A 14,424-nucleotide genomic window follows, 5' to 3' on the forward strand; every position below is an offset into this window, starting at 1 on the left:
CGCGTCCGGTGTTGCTCCGGGTGCCCGGTGGGGCCGCACCTTACGGTGGGATCCGTGACGGACCACGCGGCGGGTGCACCGGGAACGGAGACGGCCGCGGCCCAGCTCAAGGAACGGCTCTACGCGACGATCACCATGATCTCCGTCGTCGTCGGGCTCGCCGGCAGCAGCCATGTGACCGCCCCCGGAGCCGCGGCGACGATCGCGACCGCCTCGGTCGGCCTCTGGCTGGCCGCGCTCGTCGCCGACCAGCAGGCCCATCGCGTGACCCACGGCGCCCTCGCCCGGGGACGGGAACTGCGCACGATGCTCTTCGTCAGCAGCCCGCTGCTGCTGTCCGCGGTGGGCCCGCTCGCGCTGGTCGGCGTCTCGGCGCTGGGAGCGATGGCCCTGGACACGGCGCTGCTCACGGCGGCCGGGGTCAACGTCGCCACCTTGTTCGCATGGGGGTGCTACGGAGGGATCCGGATGGGCGGAGGGGCGCCCTACGCGCTGCTCGCCGGCGTGATCGACGCGGCGATCGGGACGGCGGTCGCGCTGGTGAAGGTCGCCGCCGGACACTGACGCTCAGCCCGGGACGGCCTCGGCCCATTCGCGGTTGACGGTCTCCCTCGCCTTCTCCGTCTGCCCCTCCGTCGGGAACGTCGGCGTGCCCTCGACCGTCGGCAGCTTCTCCGCGGCGGTCTTGTCGAGGGTGCCGTCCTCCGCCATGGCGTCCATGAGGACGGGGCGCGCGAAGGCGCCGAGCCGGAGGTTCTGGCCTTCCGGGCTGAAGACGTACTCCTGCCACAGGCGCGCCGCCGCGGGGTGCGGGGCGTCCTTGTTCACCCCGTTCGCGTAGTACTCGGCGAAGCTGCCGTCGAAGGGGATGGCCGTCCGCCAGTCGACGTCCGCGCCCTTCCTGCGGAAGTCCTCGGCGTATCCGAGGTTGAGGAAGTCCCAGTCGATGCTGATCGGGGTCTGGCCCTTCGCGATCGTTTCCGGTGAGGATTGGATCGGGTTGAAGTTGCCGTTCCTGCTGAGTTCGGCGAAGAAGTCGATGCCGGGCTGGATGTTGTCGAAGGAACCCCCGTTCGCCAGCGCCGCCGCGTAGACGCCGGCGAAGGCGGAGCCGGACTGGGTGGGGTCTCCGTTGAGGGAGACCTGGCCCTTGTACTCGGGTTTGCGCAGATCGGCGAAGGTCGAGGGGCAGGTCTTCACCCGCTTGGCGTCGCAGCCGATCGAGATGTAGCCGCCGTAGTTGTTGTACCAGCGGGCCTCCGGGTCCTTCTGCGCCTCGGGGATCCGGTCGAACGCGGCGACCTCGTACGGAGCGAGCAGGCCCTGCCGGGCAGCGGACTGCGCGAACGAGCCCCCCACGTCGATCACGTCGGGGGCGCGCCCATCGGTCCTGCGCTCCTTCAGGGCGTCGACCTCGTCCTGGCTGGTGCCTTGCGGGTTCTCCACCGCGACCTTGATCCCGTACTTCTTCTCGAAGCCGTCGATCAGCGCGCCGTAATTGGCCCAGTCGCGGGGGAGCGCGATCGTGTTGAGCGCGCCCTCCTTCTTCGCCGCCGCGGTCAGTGCCGCCATGCCGCCGGCGTTCGCGGCGGAGGTGGCCACCGCGGGTGCCTTGGGCGCGGTGACGGACTCGTTCCCGCAGGCGCCGAGGGGCGCGGCCGCGAGGGCCAGGAAGGCGGCGACGAAGGCTGTCCGGAGACGGGGTGCGGGCACAAAGGCTCCATAACGGGCGGTCGGTACCGATCGAGGCCAGCGTACGTTCGGCGGCCTCCGCGGCGCAGTCCCGGACGGTGGTGTCCGCCGTCTTCCTTCTGGCCGTCCTGCCGGCGCGCTCTCAGAACCCCTCGTCGTCCCACCCGGCCAGGAGCGCCTCCCCGAGATCCATCGCGGCCGGCGCCGCCCCGTCGTGGAGCGCCTGCTCGCTCCAGATGATCTTGCCGCGCGCGGTGTAGCGGGTGCCCCAGCGCTCGGCGAACTGCGCGACGAGGAACAGGCCGCGGCCGCCCTCGTCGGTGTCCGCGGCCCGGCGCAGGTGCGGGGAGGTGCTGGACCCGTCGGAGACCTCGCAGACCAGGCAGCGGTCGTACAGCAGCCTCACCCGGATGGGCTCGGTGCCGTAGCGGACGGCGTTGGTCAACAGCTCGCTGAGGATGAGTTCCGTGGTGAACGCGATGTCCTCCAGGCCCCAGTCCGCCAGCCGGCGGGCGCACGCGTTGCGCACGGGGGACACCGCCGCGGGATCGGGGGACACGTCCCACTCGGCGATCCGCGCCGGGTCCAGCAGGCGGGTGCGGGCCACGAGCAGCGCGACGTCGTCGCTGGGCCGGGTGGGCAGCATCGCGTCGATCACCGCGGTGCAGGTCTCCTCCGGGGTGCGGGCGGGCCCGGACAGCGCGCCGCGCAGCGCTGCCAGGCCGGCGTCCGGATCGCGGTCGCGGCTCTCGATCAGCCCGTCGGTGAAGAGCGCCAGCCGGGAGCCCTCGGGCAGGGTGAGCGTCATGGTCTCCATGGGCAGACCCGCGCCCAGGCCCAGCGGCGGGGAGACCGGCACCTCGGGGAAGGACACGGTCCCGTCGGGGGTGACCAGAGCGGGGCCCGGATGCCCGGCGGTGGCGGCGGTCACCTGTCCCGAGACCGGATCGTAGATGGCGCACAGGCAGGTGGCTCCGGTGATCCCCTGCCACTCCTGCTCGTCGGCGTCGATGTGGGCGACCAGCTCGTCCAGGTGGCTCAGGAGCTCGTCCGGCGGCAGGTCGAGGGTGGAGAAGTTGTACACGGCGGTGCGCAGCCGGCCCATGGTGGCGGCGGCGTGCAGACCGTGGCCGACGACGTCGCCCACCACCAGGGCCACCCGGGTGCCGGGCAGCGGGATGACGTCGAACCAGTCACCGCCCACCCCGGCCTGCGCGGCCAGATAGCGGTGCGCGACCTCGACGGCGGACTGCTCCGGTACGCCCCGGGGCAGCAGGCTGCGCTGCAGGGTGACGGCCATGTTGTGCTCGCGGGTGTAACGCCGGGCATTGTCGACGGACACGGCCGCCCGGGCGGTCAGCTCCTCGGCGAAGGACACGTCCTCCTCATCGTAGGCCGGGGAGTCCTGCCCCCGCCAGTAGCCGGCCATGCCCAGCACCACGCCCCGGGCCCGCAGGGGCACGACGATCAGGGAGTGGATGCCGCGCTCCAGGATCTGCCGGGCGTTGGCCTGGTGCTGGGCCCGCCAGCGGTGGGTGGCGCGCAGGTCGGCCTCCAGGACCGCACGGTTGACGGCCAGCCCGGTGGCCATGGGACCGGCGGGAGCGAAACGGATCAGCTCGCCGACGGGGGTGAGCGGGTGATCGCCCCGCAGGCCGACGACGGCGGTGCGGCGCATCTCGGTGTTCTCCTCGGGCGGCTCCTCGCCGCGCAGCACCGGGTCCAGCAGGTCGATCGTGACCACGTCGGCGAAGCGCGGGACCGCCACCTCCGCCAGCTCCTGCGCCGTGCGCTCCACGTTCAGCGTCGTCCCGACCTGCACCCCCGCGTCGTAGAGCAGCTTCAGCCGCTCCCGGGCCACCTCGGCCCGGCCGGCGAGCGCCCGCAGCTCGGTGGTGTCCCGCAGGGTGACGACGGTCCCGGCCTGACCGTAGGGGGCGGTGGGCCGGATGTTCGCCGCCAGCAGCCGGTCGCCCGCCATGTGCAGCTCGTCGGTCGCGGAACGGCCCGACGCGATCAGCTCGGACATCGCCTCCCCCAGTCCCAGGTCGGTGACGGGCACCCCTTCCGCGTCCCCGGGCAGGTCCAGCAGCCGCCGCGCCTCGTCATTGGCGAGCAGCAGCCGCCCGCCGTCGCCGACGATCAGCACGCCCTCGCGCACCGCGTGCAGCACCGCGTCGTGGTGCTCGTACATCCGCGTCATCTCGGCCGGTCCCAGGCCGTGCGTCCGGCGCAGCAGTCTGCGGCTCACCAGCGCGGTGCCGCCCGCGGACAGGGCGAGCACCGCGGCCGCACTGCCGAGGACGACCGGCAGCTGCCGGTTCACCATGCCCTGGACGTTCTGGACCGTGACCGGGGAGGCGACGACGGCGATGACGTGGTCCTCGGGGTCCTTGACGGGGACGACCGAGACCACGGACTGGCCCAGGGACCCCTCGAAGGTCTCGGTGAAGGACGTGCCGGCCGCCGCCTTGGAGAAGGGGCCGACGACGTGCTTGCCGATCTGCCGCGGGTCGCTGTGGGTGAGGGTGACCCCGTCGAGGCTGTACACGTTGATGCCGTCGACTCCGGCGATCTTCCGGGCCGCCTCCGCGCTGGGCTGCAGCACCGCGCTCGGATCGGGGCTGCGCAGGGCCTCGACGATTCCCGGGGACTCCGCGAACGTTCCGGCGGCGGCGAGCGTACGGTGCCGGGCGTCCAGCATGGCGGCGCTCCGGGCCTGCACCACGAGCGCCGCGACCGCCGCGGCGACGAGGAGCACCACGACCGCGAGCTGCAGGAGGAACACCTCGCCGGCCACACTGCGCACGCTCAGCAGGGAGGACAGACGCTGGGGCCGCCGCGCCCTGCCCTTGCCGGGCTGGACGCGCTCCGGATGGAGGTCGGTCATACTCCATCTTCCAATTTTTACGGGCCGTCGGCAGCGGGGAGCGGCCCTCGGCCCGCAGGGGATCGCGGCCGCCCGCGCCCGCGTGGCGGTCCTCGGGGAGGGACCCGAGAATGAGATGGCCGGACGAGATCGGCACGACGCCGCCCGCAGCGCGGTGGGAAGGCACGGCAATCCGCACCGGGGGCGAGCGCGGGAGGGTCCGGTTCCCGCAATGCTGGAGAAACGCAGGTGATGACGCATGTGCCGATGGCTCGCGTATTCGGGAACGCCCATGCTGCTCGACACCATTCTGTACAAACCGGCTCACTCCCTGATCGACCAGAGCCTCCACTCCAAGCTCGGCGTGGAGACGACGAACGGCGACGGGTTCGGTATCGGCTGGTACACGGGCGACATCGACGCCCCGGCGCTCCTCAGGGACGTCGGTCCCGCCTGGAACAACCGCAACCTGCGGGAGATGGCGGACCACGTCCGCTCCCCGCTCTTCTTCGCGCACATCCGGGCGTCGACCGGGACGGCGGTGCAGCAGTCGAACTGTCACCCCTTCCGGCACGGCCGCTGGATGTTCATGCACAACGGCGCGATCACCGGTTTCCACCTGATGCGCCGGGACCTCACCCTGCTCGTCGATCCCGCCCTGTACGCCGACATCGGCGGAACGACGGACTCCGAGGTGATGTTCTACCTGGCCCTCACCTTCGGCCTCGAAGAGGACCCGCCGACCGCCATCGCCAGGATGGCGGGAGTGGTGGAGCGCGTCGGGCACGAGCACGGGGTGGAGTCCCCGCTCCAGATGACGCTCGCCATGACCGACGGGGAACGCGTCTGGGCCTTCCGCTACTCCAGCGCCCACGCCTCCCGCTCGCTGTTCTACAGCAGCAAGGTGGACGCGCTGCGCCGGCTGCACCCGGACATGGCGTTCCTCCAGGAGGTCTCCGACGACACCCGCCTCATCGTCTCCGAACCCCTCGGCGACCTGCCCGGCGCCTGGAACGAGGTACCGGAGAGCAGCTACGGCGTCGTCCAGCCGGGAGCCGACGCGCTCTTCCCCTTCACCCCGGTGCCCGCATGACGTGACGCGCCCGGATGACGCGCCCGCCTGACGCGACCGCTCATCCGTTTTCTCGGGGTGTTCTCCGGGCCCGCCGGGCCCGCCACGAACGACAGGAGACCGGGCCATGCAGAACTCGCTGATCGACCTGGCAGAGGACTACGACTATCCCCTGCTGAACTTCTTCTGGACCATGATGCTCATCTTCCTCTGGGTGCTCTGGTTCATGCTGCTCTTCCGGGTCATCGCCGACATCTTCCGTGACGACGATCTGAGCGGCTGGGGCAAGGCGGGCTGGACCATCCTCGTCATCGTGGTGCCGTTCCTGGGCGTGTTCATCTACCTGATCGCCCGCGGACGCGGGATGGGCGAACGCGAGATCAACCTGGCCCAGAAGCAGCAACAGGCCTTCCGCTCCTACGTGCGCGAGAGCGCCGGGCCCACCGACCAGGCCGAGGCGCTGTCGAAGCTCGCCGACCTCAAGAACCGCGGCGACATCACGGCTGCCGAGTACGAACAGGCCAAGGCCAAGGTCCTCAGCTCCTGAGAACGGACCCCGCTCTGCCTGCCCGGGCAGCCCCTATCCCCTTGTGGAGGGCCGATGCGCCCCTATCCGCCGATCGCCGAACACGGTCTGATCGGGGACCTGCAGACGTGTGCCCTCGTCTCGTCCGAGGGCGTACTCAACTGGTTCTGCTCACCTCGCTTCGACTCGCCCAGCATCTTCGCCGGCCTGCTCGACGACAGCCGTGGCGGCTACTTCGCCATCACCGCCGACGTGCTCCCCGGCTCCGACGACGAACTGCCGGGCACCGCCGGGGTCGTCAACCAGCAGCTCTACATGGCGGACACCGCCGTCCTCATGACCCGTTTCCTCACCCCCGAGGGCGTCGGCGAGGTCATCGACTTCATGCCCGTGCGCGATCCGCACACCGTCACCGACCGGCACCAGGTGGTGCGGGTCATGCGCGGCGTCCGCGGGACCGCGCGCTTCAGCCTGGAGTGCCGCCCCCGCTTCGACTACGGCCGCGCACCTCACGACCTGACGTTCGACGGTGCCACCGCCCGCTTCGACGGACCCGGCATCACGGCGTACCTGCAAGCACTGGGGCCGGTCGCGCTGGAGGCCGACGAGAGCGACGTGTGGGCGAGCGTGGCCCTGGCCGAGGGGGAACGCGCGGCCGTCGTGCTGACCGTCTGCGACGCCGGCGGGGCGGCCCCGCCGGAGGTGAACGTGCGCGACATGGTGGAGGAGTTCAACGCCGTGCGCGACTTCTGGCACGACTGGATCGGGCACTGCACCTACCGCGGCCGCTGGCAGCAGATGGTCAACCGCTCCGCGATCACCATCAAGCTGATGACGTACGCACCGACCGGCGCGCCGATCGCCGCCGCCACCATGGGCCTGCCCGAGCAGGAGGGCGGGGAGCGCAACTGGGACTACCGCTACACCTGGGTCCGCGACGCCTCCCTCTCGGTCCGAGCCATGCGCGACCTCGGATTCACCGACGAGGCCAACGCCTTCCGCAGCTGGCTGCTGCGACGGCTGAAGGACGGCGGCGCTCCCAACGGCGAACCCCTGCAGATCATGTACCGCGTCGACGGCGACCCGTACCTGACCGAGGAGGTCCTCGACCACATGGAGGGGTGGCGCGGCTCCGTACCGGTACGTTCGGGCAACGGCGCCGCGGACCAGCTGCAGATGGACATCTACGGCGAGGCGATCTACGCCCTCGCCCAGACCGGCCAGGTCAGCAACGTCATCGGCTACGACGACTGGCAGCGCTGCGCCGCCCTGCTGGACTGGCTCTGCGCGAACTGGGACCGCCGCGACGAGGGCATCTGGGAAACCCGGGGCGGCCAGAAGGACTTCACCTACAGCCGCCTCATGTGCTGGGTCGCCCTCGACCGCGGCATCCGCCAGGCCACGGCCACGGCCCGCCCCGGCGACCTGTCCCGCTGGACGGCGGCACGGGACGCGATCCTCGAGCAGATCATGACCCTCGGCTGGAGCGAAAAACGTCACGCGTTCGTCCAGGAGTACGACAACACCGTCCTGGACGCCTCCCTGTTGCTCATGCCCATGGTCGGATTCATCGCCCCCAAGGATCCGCGCTGGCTGTCCACCCTCGACGCCATGGACAGCGAACTCGTCTCCGACAGCCTCGTCTACCGCTACGACCCGGAGGCGTCCCCCGACGGCCTGGAGGGCTCCGAGGGCACCTTCTCCCTGTGTTCCTTCCTGTACGTCTACGCCCTCGCCAGAGCCGGCCGCCTCCATCAGGCCCGCTACTCCTTCGACAAGATGCTCACCTACGCCAACCACGTGGGGCTGTTCGCCGAAGAGGTCGGCCTCACCGGAGAACAGCTCGGCAACTTCCCCCAGGCCTTCACCCACCTCGCCCTCATCACCGCGGCCCTCGCCCTCGACACCGAACTCGACGCCGAACTCGACCGGACCGCGGCCGCGGCCTGAGGCCCGCTCCGCGAGGGGGTGAGCCGCGATGGTGCTCGACCTGCTCCTCATCGGCCTGGCGGTCACGCTGTTCCCGCTGCCGATCATGGCCTTCGTCCTGGTGGTGTCCGCACCCGGCGGGGTGCGCAAGGGCCTGGCGTTCATCATCGCCTGGCTGGCGTGCCTCGTGGCCGTGATCGCGCTCGTCCTCCTCTTCACCGGCGGGGAGCCGCCCCCGCCCCGCTCTCCCCCCTCGATCGCGGCGCTCGTGGCCACGCTGGTGATCGGCGTCGGCCTGGTCGTGTACAGCGAGCACCGGCGGCGCCGCGGCCGCCGTGCCACCGCGACCGCGGATCCCTCCGCACCGGAGGGGACCGATGCCTCGGCCGCCTCCGGGTCATCCGTGTCGTCGCGGATGGACGACGCCACCGGATGGTCCGCGGCGGCCCTCGCCGTGCTCCTCCAGCCCTGGGGGATGGTCGCCGCTGCGGCCACCACCGTCGTCCAGGCCGACCTCTCCCACGGAGGGTCCTTCCTGGCCCTCATGGCCTTCTGCCTCCTGGCCACCTCCACCCTGCTGGGCATGGAGCTGTACATGGTGTTCGCGCCGGAGAAGGCCCAACGCGCCCTGCTGGGCCTGCGCGCATGGCTGGAACGGCACAAGGACCAGGCGATCGTCGTCCTGTGCCTCCTGCTGGGACTGTGGCTCGTCGGCAGGAGCCTCTACCAGCTCACCGGCTGACACCCCGCCACCGTGCGCCGTCGCCGTGGCGTGGAGGTGCGTGGCCCTGCGGCGGATGCTGCAATGAGTGCAGAGCCGTGCCCGGCGACCAGCGACGCATTTCCCCAGCCCACACCGCCGGGCCGCCGAGGCACACGCGAGGAGTGCGCATGAGCGACGACATCGAAGACATGGGCCCCGTCGACTACCTGGTCGTCGAGTTCCCCGGCAACCGCATGACGGGCGAGGCGTTCCCCCTGCTGATCGACCTGGTGGAAAAGGGCATCATCCACCTCCTCGACCTCCGCTTCGTGCAGAAGGACGTTGACGGAACCGTCACGGCCCTGGAGCTCACGGGCCTCGACGACGCGGAGAACTCCTTCGGCCTGTCCGTCTTCGAAGGCGCGTCGTCCGAACTGCTCGACCAGGAGGACCTCGAGGAAGCGGGCCACGCCCTCCAGCCGGGCAACGCGGCCGCCATCCTGGTCTACGAGAACCGGTGGGCCGCCCCCTTCGCCCGGGCCCTGCGCCGCAGCGGCGCGCAGATGGTGGCCAGCGGCCGCATCCCGGTGCAGGCCCTGCTCGCCTCCCTCGACGCGGAGGAAGCAGCCGAAGGCGGCCAACCGCCGCAGTGACCCGGCCGGCATCCGGCCGGGTCACCGCGGCGGTCAGCCGTCACCGCGCGGTCAGGCGCTGAGGATCCTGCTCTTCTGCTCCGCGAACTCCGCCTCCGTCAGGATTCCCTGCTCCTTCAACGCCCCGAGCTCCTTGAGCTGGTCGATCTTGCTGCTCATGTCGTCCGCAATCGGCGGAGCGGCGGCGGGGGCTGCGGGCTGTTGCGGGGGCTGAGCGTACTGCTGCTGCTGCGCAGCGGCTTGATCGTCCTGCGCGGCCCACCGGCCCGCCTGGCGCCGCGACACTCGGTTGGAGACCGCCGTCGCCGTGCCGGCGATCACTGCGGTGCGCGCTACTCCTCGAAGAAGACCAGGCACGTCGTCCTCCCTTGCTGACGGGGCCGGCCCGGAAGTCCAGCCGCCGGCCCTCCACTCCCTCCAGCATCGCACCTCGGCGAGCGGCTCACCCGGTGGTGGCTCCGGCGGTGATCAGGGCCGCGACCGCAGGCAGGCCGGTCTCGGCCAGGGCCCGGCGCTGGCGGTCGGCCGAGGTGCCGTGCCGCAGGAGCCGGTGAACGAGCGAGCTCACCTCGCGGAAGTCGCCGTTCTCCTCCAGGGCGGGGCGGATGTGCCGCAGGAGGGCGCACAGCACGTCCCCGCTGCTCCGCAGCCGGCCTCCCGGCTCCATCAGCGTGCTGCTCATCCCGTGCCGGGCCGCGTGCCACGTCGCGGCTTGAAGGATCTCCGGCCGGCACGGCGGGGTAGCGACCCCCGCCTTCTCCTCGGCGATCGCGGTGGCGGCGAGGGCGCGGACGATGCCTGCGAGCATGACCGCGTCGTCCGCCTCCAGCTGCACGTCGCAGCAGCGCACCTCGATGGTCGGGTAGCGCTCGGAGAGCCGGGCCTGCCAGTACAGCTGCCCCCGGTCGGGGATCAGCCCGGAATCCACCAGATCGTCGGCCCGCGCCTCGTAGTCCGCGAACCCGGCGAAGTACGGGGGCGGGCCGCTGACCGGCCAGCGCCCGAAGATGATCGTGCGCCAGCTGGCGAAGCCGGTGTCCCGCCCGTCCCAGAGGGGCCCGTTCGCGGACATCGCCAGCAGCGTCGGAAGCCAGACGCGCAGCCGGTTCAGGACGGCCACCCCGGTCTCCGGGTCGGGAATCCCCACGTGGACGTGCATGCCGCAGATCAGCTGCTCGTCGACCAGCAACCGGGCCTCTCCGCGCATCCTCAGATACCTCGCCGTGCTGGTGACGGGGACCGGGAGCACGTCCCTGACCGGGGCGGTGGCGGAGATCGCGATGCGGCAGCCGTGGGCCTGGGCGGCGGAGGCCACCGCGTGACGCAGCCGCAGGAGATGGCCCCCCACCTCCTCCAGGCCCGTGCACACGGGGGTGGCGACCTCGATCTGTGCCTGGAGGAGCTCGTCCTGGACCTCTCGCGCGTCCGCGAGCGGTGTGAGGCTGGCCGTGGCACGCACCTCCTGTACCAGCGGAACGGGAAGGAGCGTCTCCGGGTCGACCAGCAGGTACTCCTCCTCGACCCCAAAAGTGATCATGCCGGGTGGCTACCCCGAACCCGCCGTGACCACCCAGATGAAGGGTTATTTCGGCGTAATAGGGGAAAAAGTGCCGCTCTTCGCGTCAGCGTGGCACGGGTGAGACGGGCCGGGCGCGACCGGGTTCAGGTGCAGCTCGACCCGGGGTCGTCGTGGACCAGGGCGCAGATCATCCGCTCGCCGCGCCGGTGATCCGGATAGGCCGAGAGCAGCTCGGCCTTGAAGTCGTTCCACTGGCGGGCGATCTCGGCGGTGGCCCCGGACACGGCGTGTCCGAAGTTGTCGCCGGTCCTCGAGCGGGGGGATGCGGGGGTGTCCTTGTTGAGGCCTTGGTTGTGAGTGACCCGGCCGGCGCAGTCCTCGGCCTTGACGCCGGTGGAATCGAAGTCGGAGTAGCAGCCGGTCGTGAGGTCCGCGGGGATGCGGGCGCGTGCATCCCGGGTCCAGTCGGCGTCGTCCATGGCGCTGTAGCGGCGGATGTCGAGGAAGGGGGCGACATCGGTACGGGCCAGTCCGGGCGGATCGGTGAGGCTGACCGGACCGGGGGCGGCCTGGTCGGACCAGTTGGAGTGCGAGTAGAAGTCCTCGATCTGGTGCCAGCCGCGGCCGAGCTGTTCCAGGACGTCGCACTTGGCGCGGTCGGGCGCCTCCTTCCACGTGCAGGGGGAGGAGAGGTCGCTCTGGTCGGCCCGGACCTTGCCGTCCGCGTCGACGAGGCCGTCGGCCGCCCGGACCGCGTTCCGGAAGCGCGCGACGGAGGTACGGATGCAGGCGAGGAGCTCGGTGGTGGCCTCGTCCCGGCTGCGGGGATAGTGCTGGACGTAGCGGGGGGCGAGGTAGTCGGCATTGTCGCAGTGCAGCGGGCCGAGGGCGAAGTATCCGCCGTGGTCATTGGCGTTGACCGCCCCGTCGCGGGCGCCGGCCATCGCGGACAGGGTGACCGGCTCCCAGGGCAGGGCCGCCCGGGTGATGTCCTCGTGGTTGTCACCGGTGAACGCGAGCGCGGGCCCGGGCGGCGCGGCGGCCAGGGCGATCACGAAGGCGGCCGCGCCGGTCGCCCGCGCGAGGCCGGGCAGCAGGCGGTGTGACACGCGAAGCTCCCGTCGTACGAGTCATCCGGAGCCGAAGCCCCCCGTCGCGGTCACGACGTCCTGGCCGCCTTGCTCCGGCTGCGTGCCGGGCGCTTCGTCCGTGACGGCGCGGCCCCGGTCTGCACGGTGGGCCACTTGAGTTCGACCTCCAGCTCGACCTGTCCGTCGCCGACTTCGACCTCGATCTCGGTGCTGACCTCGTCGGGGACCTGCAGACTCAGCGTCCCGGAGCCGAATTCCAGTTCGACGTTGCCGCCCTGCCTCAGCGCCTCCGCCAGCGCGGAGAGCTGATCAGCGGCCTCGATGCGGGACAGGGAGCCCTTCTGCTCGAACTTGAGGTCCTTCACGACATCTCCAATCCGCTGCGGCGGCAGCTAGGGAACGGTGCTTGACCGCGCACCCCGGGGGAGGAACACGGCGGCGGCGAGGCCGGCGAGCCCGAGGACGGCCAGGGTGATCATCGCGGCCGCGTAGGCGTGGGTGGTGAGGCCGGCGACGAGGATGGTGCCGGCGATCGCGGTGCCGAGCGATGAGCCGAGGTTGGACACGCAGCGCGACAGCCCGGAGATCTCGCCCTGCTGCTCCTCGGGGAAGCTCGACTGCACGACGTTGACCGACGGGGTCAGCATCACACCGAGCCCCAGGCCGATCAGCAGCAGTCCGGGCGCGAAGGCCCAAGGGCTCGGGGAGCCGCCCACCATGGCCAGCAGGACGGCGACTCCGGCGGTCGTCAGCACGAAGCCCGCCATGATGAGGGTGCGCTGGGCGTACCGCTGCGCCAGGCGCGCGGCGGCCAGCGACGTCACGAGCAGACCGAGCGTGGCCGCCGTGAAGATCACGCCGGTCTGGATCGCGTCGTATCCCCGCACCACCTGGAGGTAGGCCGCGACGGTGAACGAGGTCCCCATGAGCACCAGCCACTGCAGGTTCTGCGTGACGAGACCCAGATTGGACGTGCGGTTGCGGAACAGGCTCGTCGGCAGGAGCGGCTCCTCGCCGGCCCGCTCCTTGGCGCGGACCGACAGGAAGAACCACAGCAGCACGAGCGCACCGAGGACGATCAGAGCGAGCATGAGCCAGACGTTGTCGTCCGCCGCCAGGATCCCCGTGACGAGCAGGACGAGCCCGACGGCGGAGAGGACCGCTCCACCGGTGTCGAAGGGGCGCGTGGGATCCGGTGGCAGGGGGTCCTCGATCCGGCGGCTCAGCATGATGATCAGGGCGATCACCACGGCCTGGAACACGAAGGCCGCCCGCCAGCTGATGGCCGAGGTGATGAGTCCCCCGATCAGCGGCCCGGCGGCCGCGCCGATGCCTCCCAGCGCCATGATGGTCCCGAAGGCGCGGGCACGTGAGGTCATTTCGGTGAAGAGCAGCGTCGTGAGGATGTAGACGGGCGGGATGAGCAGCGCCGTACCGATGCCTTCGAGGATCGAGTTGCCGAGGATGAGGACGCCCAGCCCCGGGGCGGCGGCGCTCAGCAGGGCGCCGACACCGTACACGGCGAGACCGGTCAGGAAGCACCGCTTGCGTCCGTAGCGGTCGGTCAGCTTGCCGCCGGGGATCATCAGCGCTGCCATGACCAGGAGGAAGATCGTGATCGCGACCTGGACCCCCTGCACGGTCGTGTCGAGGTCCTCGCTGATGTCGTTGATCATCACGTTCATGTTCGAACCGGCGAAGCTGCAGATGAACTGCGCCAGGGCGAGCGGGGCCAGCACACCGCGCAGGGCACCGGGCGCACGTCCCGGGGTATCGGCTTCGGCCACCGGCGCTGCTCCCTTCTGACTGCCTCAAGCCTGCGCCGCGCCCCGGCTCGCCGCACGCCGGACCGGGGGGATGCGCCCCCATGCGCCGTACCCGGTGAGGTTCTAGGGTGGAAACGAAGGCATGCCGGTGGTCACGGCCATGCTCTCCCCTCACTTTGCCCCGTGCTCGGGCGGGACCACACCCCGGAGGACGTGCACCATGTCCACTGCATCTGACACCCCTGTCCTGGACACCCTCGCCGCGATGACGGTCGACTCGCTCGAGCGGTGCGGCTTGGCCCCGGACATGCTCCTGATGACCCGTATCGCGGCCCTCGCGGCATCGGACGCCCCGCCGATCTCGTACGCCGCCCACATCGACCCCGCCCTCCAGGCCGGCCTCACCGCCGAGCAGTTGCAGGACGTACTGGTCGCCATCGCCCCCATCGTGGGCACCGCCCGCGTCATGACGGCAGCCGGCAACATCGCCACGGCGCTCGGCTTCGCCATCGCCGTCGCCGAGGCCGAGATCGAGGCCCAGGGCTGACACGGACGACGCACGGCAACCCCACTGGACGGCGCGCGGGCAGGGCGCCGTCCCCGT

14 protein-coding genes are annotated in these 14,424 nt (G+C 71.2%); 7 read left to right on the forward strand and 7 right to left on the reverse strand.

Translation table 11 applies throughout. The features are described from left to right. Window positions 1–54 precede the first annotated feature (54 nt). Window positions 55–564 carry a hypothetical protein gene (locus ACIPYQ_RS23895; RefSeq protein WP_401254569.1) on the forward strand — a complete coding sequence of 170 codons (510 nt, stop codon included), beginning with the start codon at window positions 55–57 and terminating at the stop codon, window positions 562–564. A 3-nt stretch (window positions 565–567) separates the two neighbouring features. On the opposite strand, the gene ACIPYQ_RS23900 is transcribed toward ACIPYQ_RS23895, so the two are convergent. Together ACIPYQ_RS23900 and ACIPYQ_RS23905 are read right to left on the reverse strand one after the other, a co-directional pair. Beyond that, window positions 568–1,713: an ABC transporter substrate-binding protein gene (locus tag ACIPYQ_RS23900; RefSeq protein ID WP_401254571.1), complete on the reverse strand. Its 1,146-nt coding sequence runs from the start codon at window positions 1,711–1,713 to the stop codon at window positions 568–570. Window positions 1,714–1,834: 121 nt separating this feature from the next. Beyond that, complete coding sequence (locus ACIPYQ_RS23905; RefSeq protein WP_401254574.1) at window positions 1,835–4,582, reverse strand: SpoIIE family protein phosphatase; 2,748 nt, start codon at window positions 4,580–4,582, stop codon at window positions 1,835–1,837. A gap of 238 nt (window positions 4,583–4,820) precedes the next feature. Between ACIPYQ_RS23905 and ACIPYQ_RS23910 the strand changes: the two genes are divergently transcribed. From ACIPYQ_RS23910 to ACIPYQ_RS23930, 5 genes are all read left to right on the forward strand, one after another. Further along, window positions 4,821–5,654 (forward strand): class II glutamine amidotransferase, encoded by an 834-nt coding sequence (locus ACIPYQ_RS23910; protein WP_401254577.1) that lies wholly within the window; start codon window positions 4,821–4,823, stop codon window positions 5,652–5,654. Between the two features lie 106 nt (window positions 5,655–5,760). After that, on the forward strand, window positions 5,761–6,180 hold the full coding sequence (locus ACIPYQ_RS23915; protein ID WP_401254580.1) for an SHOCT domain-containing protein: 420 nt from the start codon (window positions 5,761–5,763) through the stop codon (window positions 6,178–6,180). Between the two features lie 54 nt (window positions 6,181–6,234). Beyond that, on the forward strand, window positions 6,235–8,109 hold the full coding sequence (locus ACIPYQ_RS23920; protein WP_401254583.1) for a glycoside hydrolase family 15 protein: 1,875 nt from the start codon (window positions 6,235–6,237) through the stop codon (window positions 8,107–8,109). 28 nt (window positions 8,110–8,137) lie between these two features. Continuing rightward, window positions 8,138–8,830, forward strand: coding sequence for a GAP family protein (locus ACIPYQ_RS23925; RefSeq protein WP_401254586.1), 693 nt, complete (start codon window positions 8,138–8,140; stop codon window positions 8,828–8,830). A gap of 149 nt (window positions 8,831–8,979) precedes the next feature. Then, window positions 8,980–9,444 carry a DUF6325 family protein gene (locus ACIPYQ_RS23930; RefSeq protein WP_401254589.1) on the forward strand — a complete coding sequence of 155 codons (465 nt, stop codon included), beginning with the start codon at window positions 8,980–8,982 and terminating at the stop codon, window positions 9,442–9,444. A 51-nt stretch (window positions 9,445–9,495) separates the two neighbouring features. Here ACIPYQ_RS23930 and ACIPYQ_RS23935 read toward each other — a convergent pair whose 3' ends face one another. The 5 genes from ACIPYQ_RS23935 to ACIPYQ_RS23955 all read right to left on the reverse strand — a co-directional run bounded on the left by ACIPYQ_RS23935 (window position 9,496) and on the right by ACIPYQ_RS23955 (window position 13,841). After that, on the reverse strand, window positions 9,496–9,801 hold the full coding sequence (locus ACIPYQ_RS23935) for an SHOCT domain-containing protein (RefSeq protein WP_401254592.1): 306 nt from the start codon (window positions 9,799–9,801) through the stop codon (window positions 9,496–9,498). A gap of 85 nt (window positions 9,802–9,886) precedes the next feature. Next, the gene (locus ACIPYQ_RS23940; RefSeq protein WP_401254595.1) at window positions 9,887–10,981 is read right to left on the reverse strand and encodes a glutamate--cysteine ligase; all 1,095 of its coding nucleotides are present in this window, start codon (window positions 10,979–10,981) and stop codon (window positions 9,887–9,889) included. A 125-nt stretch (window positions 10,982–11,106) separates the two neighbouring features. Further along, complete coding sequence (locus ACIPYQ_RS23945; protein WP_401254598.1) at window positions 11,107–12,072, reverse strand: hypothetical protein; 966 nt, start codon at window positions 12,070–12,072, stop codon at window positions 11,107–11,109. Between the two features lie 50 nt (window positions 12,073–12,122). After that, the gene (locus tag ACIPYQ_RS23950; RefSeq protein ID WP_401254600.1) at window positions 12,123–12,419 is read right to left on the reverse strand and encodes an amphi-Trp domain-containing protein; all 297 of its coding nucleotides are present in this window, start codon (window positions 12,417–12,419) and stop codon (window positions 12,123–12,125) included. Between the two features lie 27 nt (window positions 12,420–12,446). Continuing rightward, the gene (locus tag ACIPYQ_RS23955; protein WP_401254603.1) at window positions 12,447–13,841 is read right to left on the reverse strand and encodes an MFS transporter; all 1,395 of its coding nucleotides are present in this window, start codon (window positions 13,839–13,841) and stop codon (window positions 12,447–12,449) included. A gap of 199 nt (window positions 13,842–14,040) precedes the next feature. Here ACIPYQ_RS23955 and ACIPYQ_RS23960 point away from each other — a divergent pair, with 199 nt between their 5' ends. After that, window positions 14,041–14,367, forward strand: coding sequence for a carboxymuconolactone decarboxylase family protein (locus ACIPYQ_RS23960; RefSeq protein ID WP_361766248.1), 327 nt, complete (start codon window positions 14,041–14,043; stop codon window positions 14,365–14,367). Window positions 14,368–14,424 lie beyond the last annotated feature (57 nt).

The organism is Streptomyces sp. NPDC090045, from assembly GCF_044747975.1.
Taxonomy (GTDB): domain Bacteria; phylum Actinomycetota; class Actinomycetes; order Streptomycetales; family Streptomycetaceae; genus Streptomyces.

Bases quoted from the DNA above. Each gene is read 5' to 3' on its own strand.
- ACIPYQ_RS23930 (WP_401254589.1), top strand. From the start codon at position 8,980: ATGAGCGACGACATCGAAGACATGGGCCCCGTCGACTACCTGGTCGTC.
- ACIPYQ_RS23915 (WP_401254580.1), top strand. From the start codon at position 5,761: ATGCAGAACTCGCTGATCGACCTGGCAGAGGACTACGACTATCCCCTG.
- ACIPYQ_RS23910 (WP_401254577.1), top strand. From the start codon at position 4,821: ATGTGCCGATGGCTCGCGTATTCGGGAACGCCCATGCTGCTCGACACC.
- ACIPYQ_RS23905 (WP_401254574.1), bottom strand. From the start codon at position 4,582: ATGACCGACCTCCATCCGGAGCGCGTCCAGCCCGGCAAGGGCAGGGCG.
- ACIPYQ_RS23920 (WP_401254583.1), top strand. From the start codon at position 6,235: ATGCGCCCCTATCCGCCGATCGCCGAACACGGTCTGATCGGGGACCTG.
- ACIPYQ_RS23925 (WP_401254586.1), top strand. From the start codon at position 8,138: ATGGTGCTCGACCTGCTCCTCATCGGCCTGGCGGTCACGCTGTTCCCG.
- ACIPYQ_RS23960 (WP_361766248.1), top strand. From the start codon at position 14,041: ATGTCCACTGCATCTGACACCCCTGTCCTGGACACCCTCGCCGCGATG.
- ACIPYQ_RS23940 (WP_401254595.1), bottom strand. From the start codon at position 10,981: ATGATCACTTTTGGGGTCGAGGAGGAGTACCTGCTGGTCGACCCGGAG.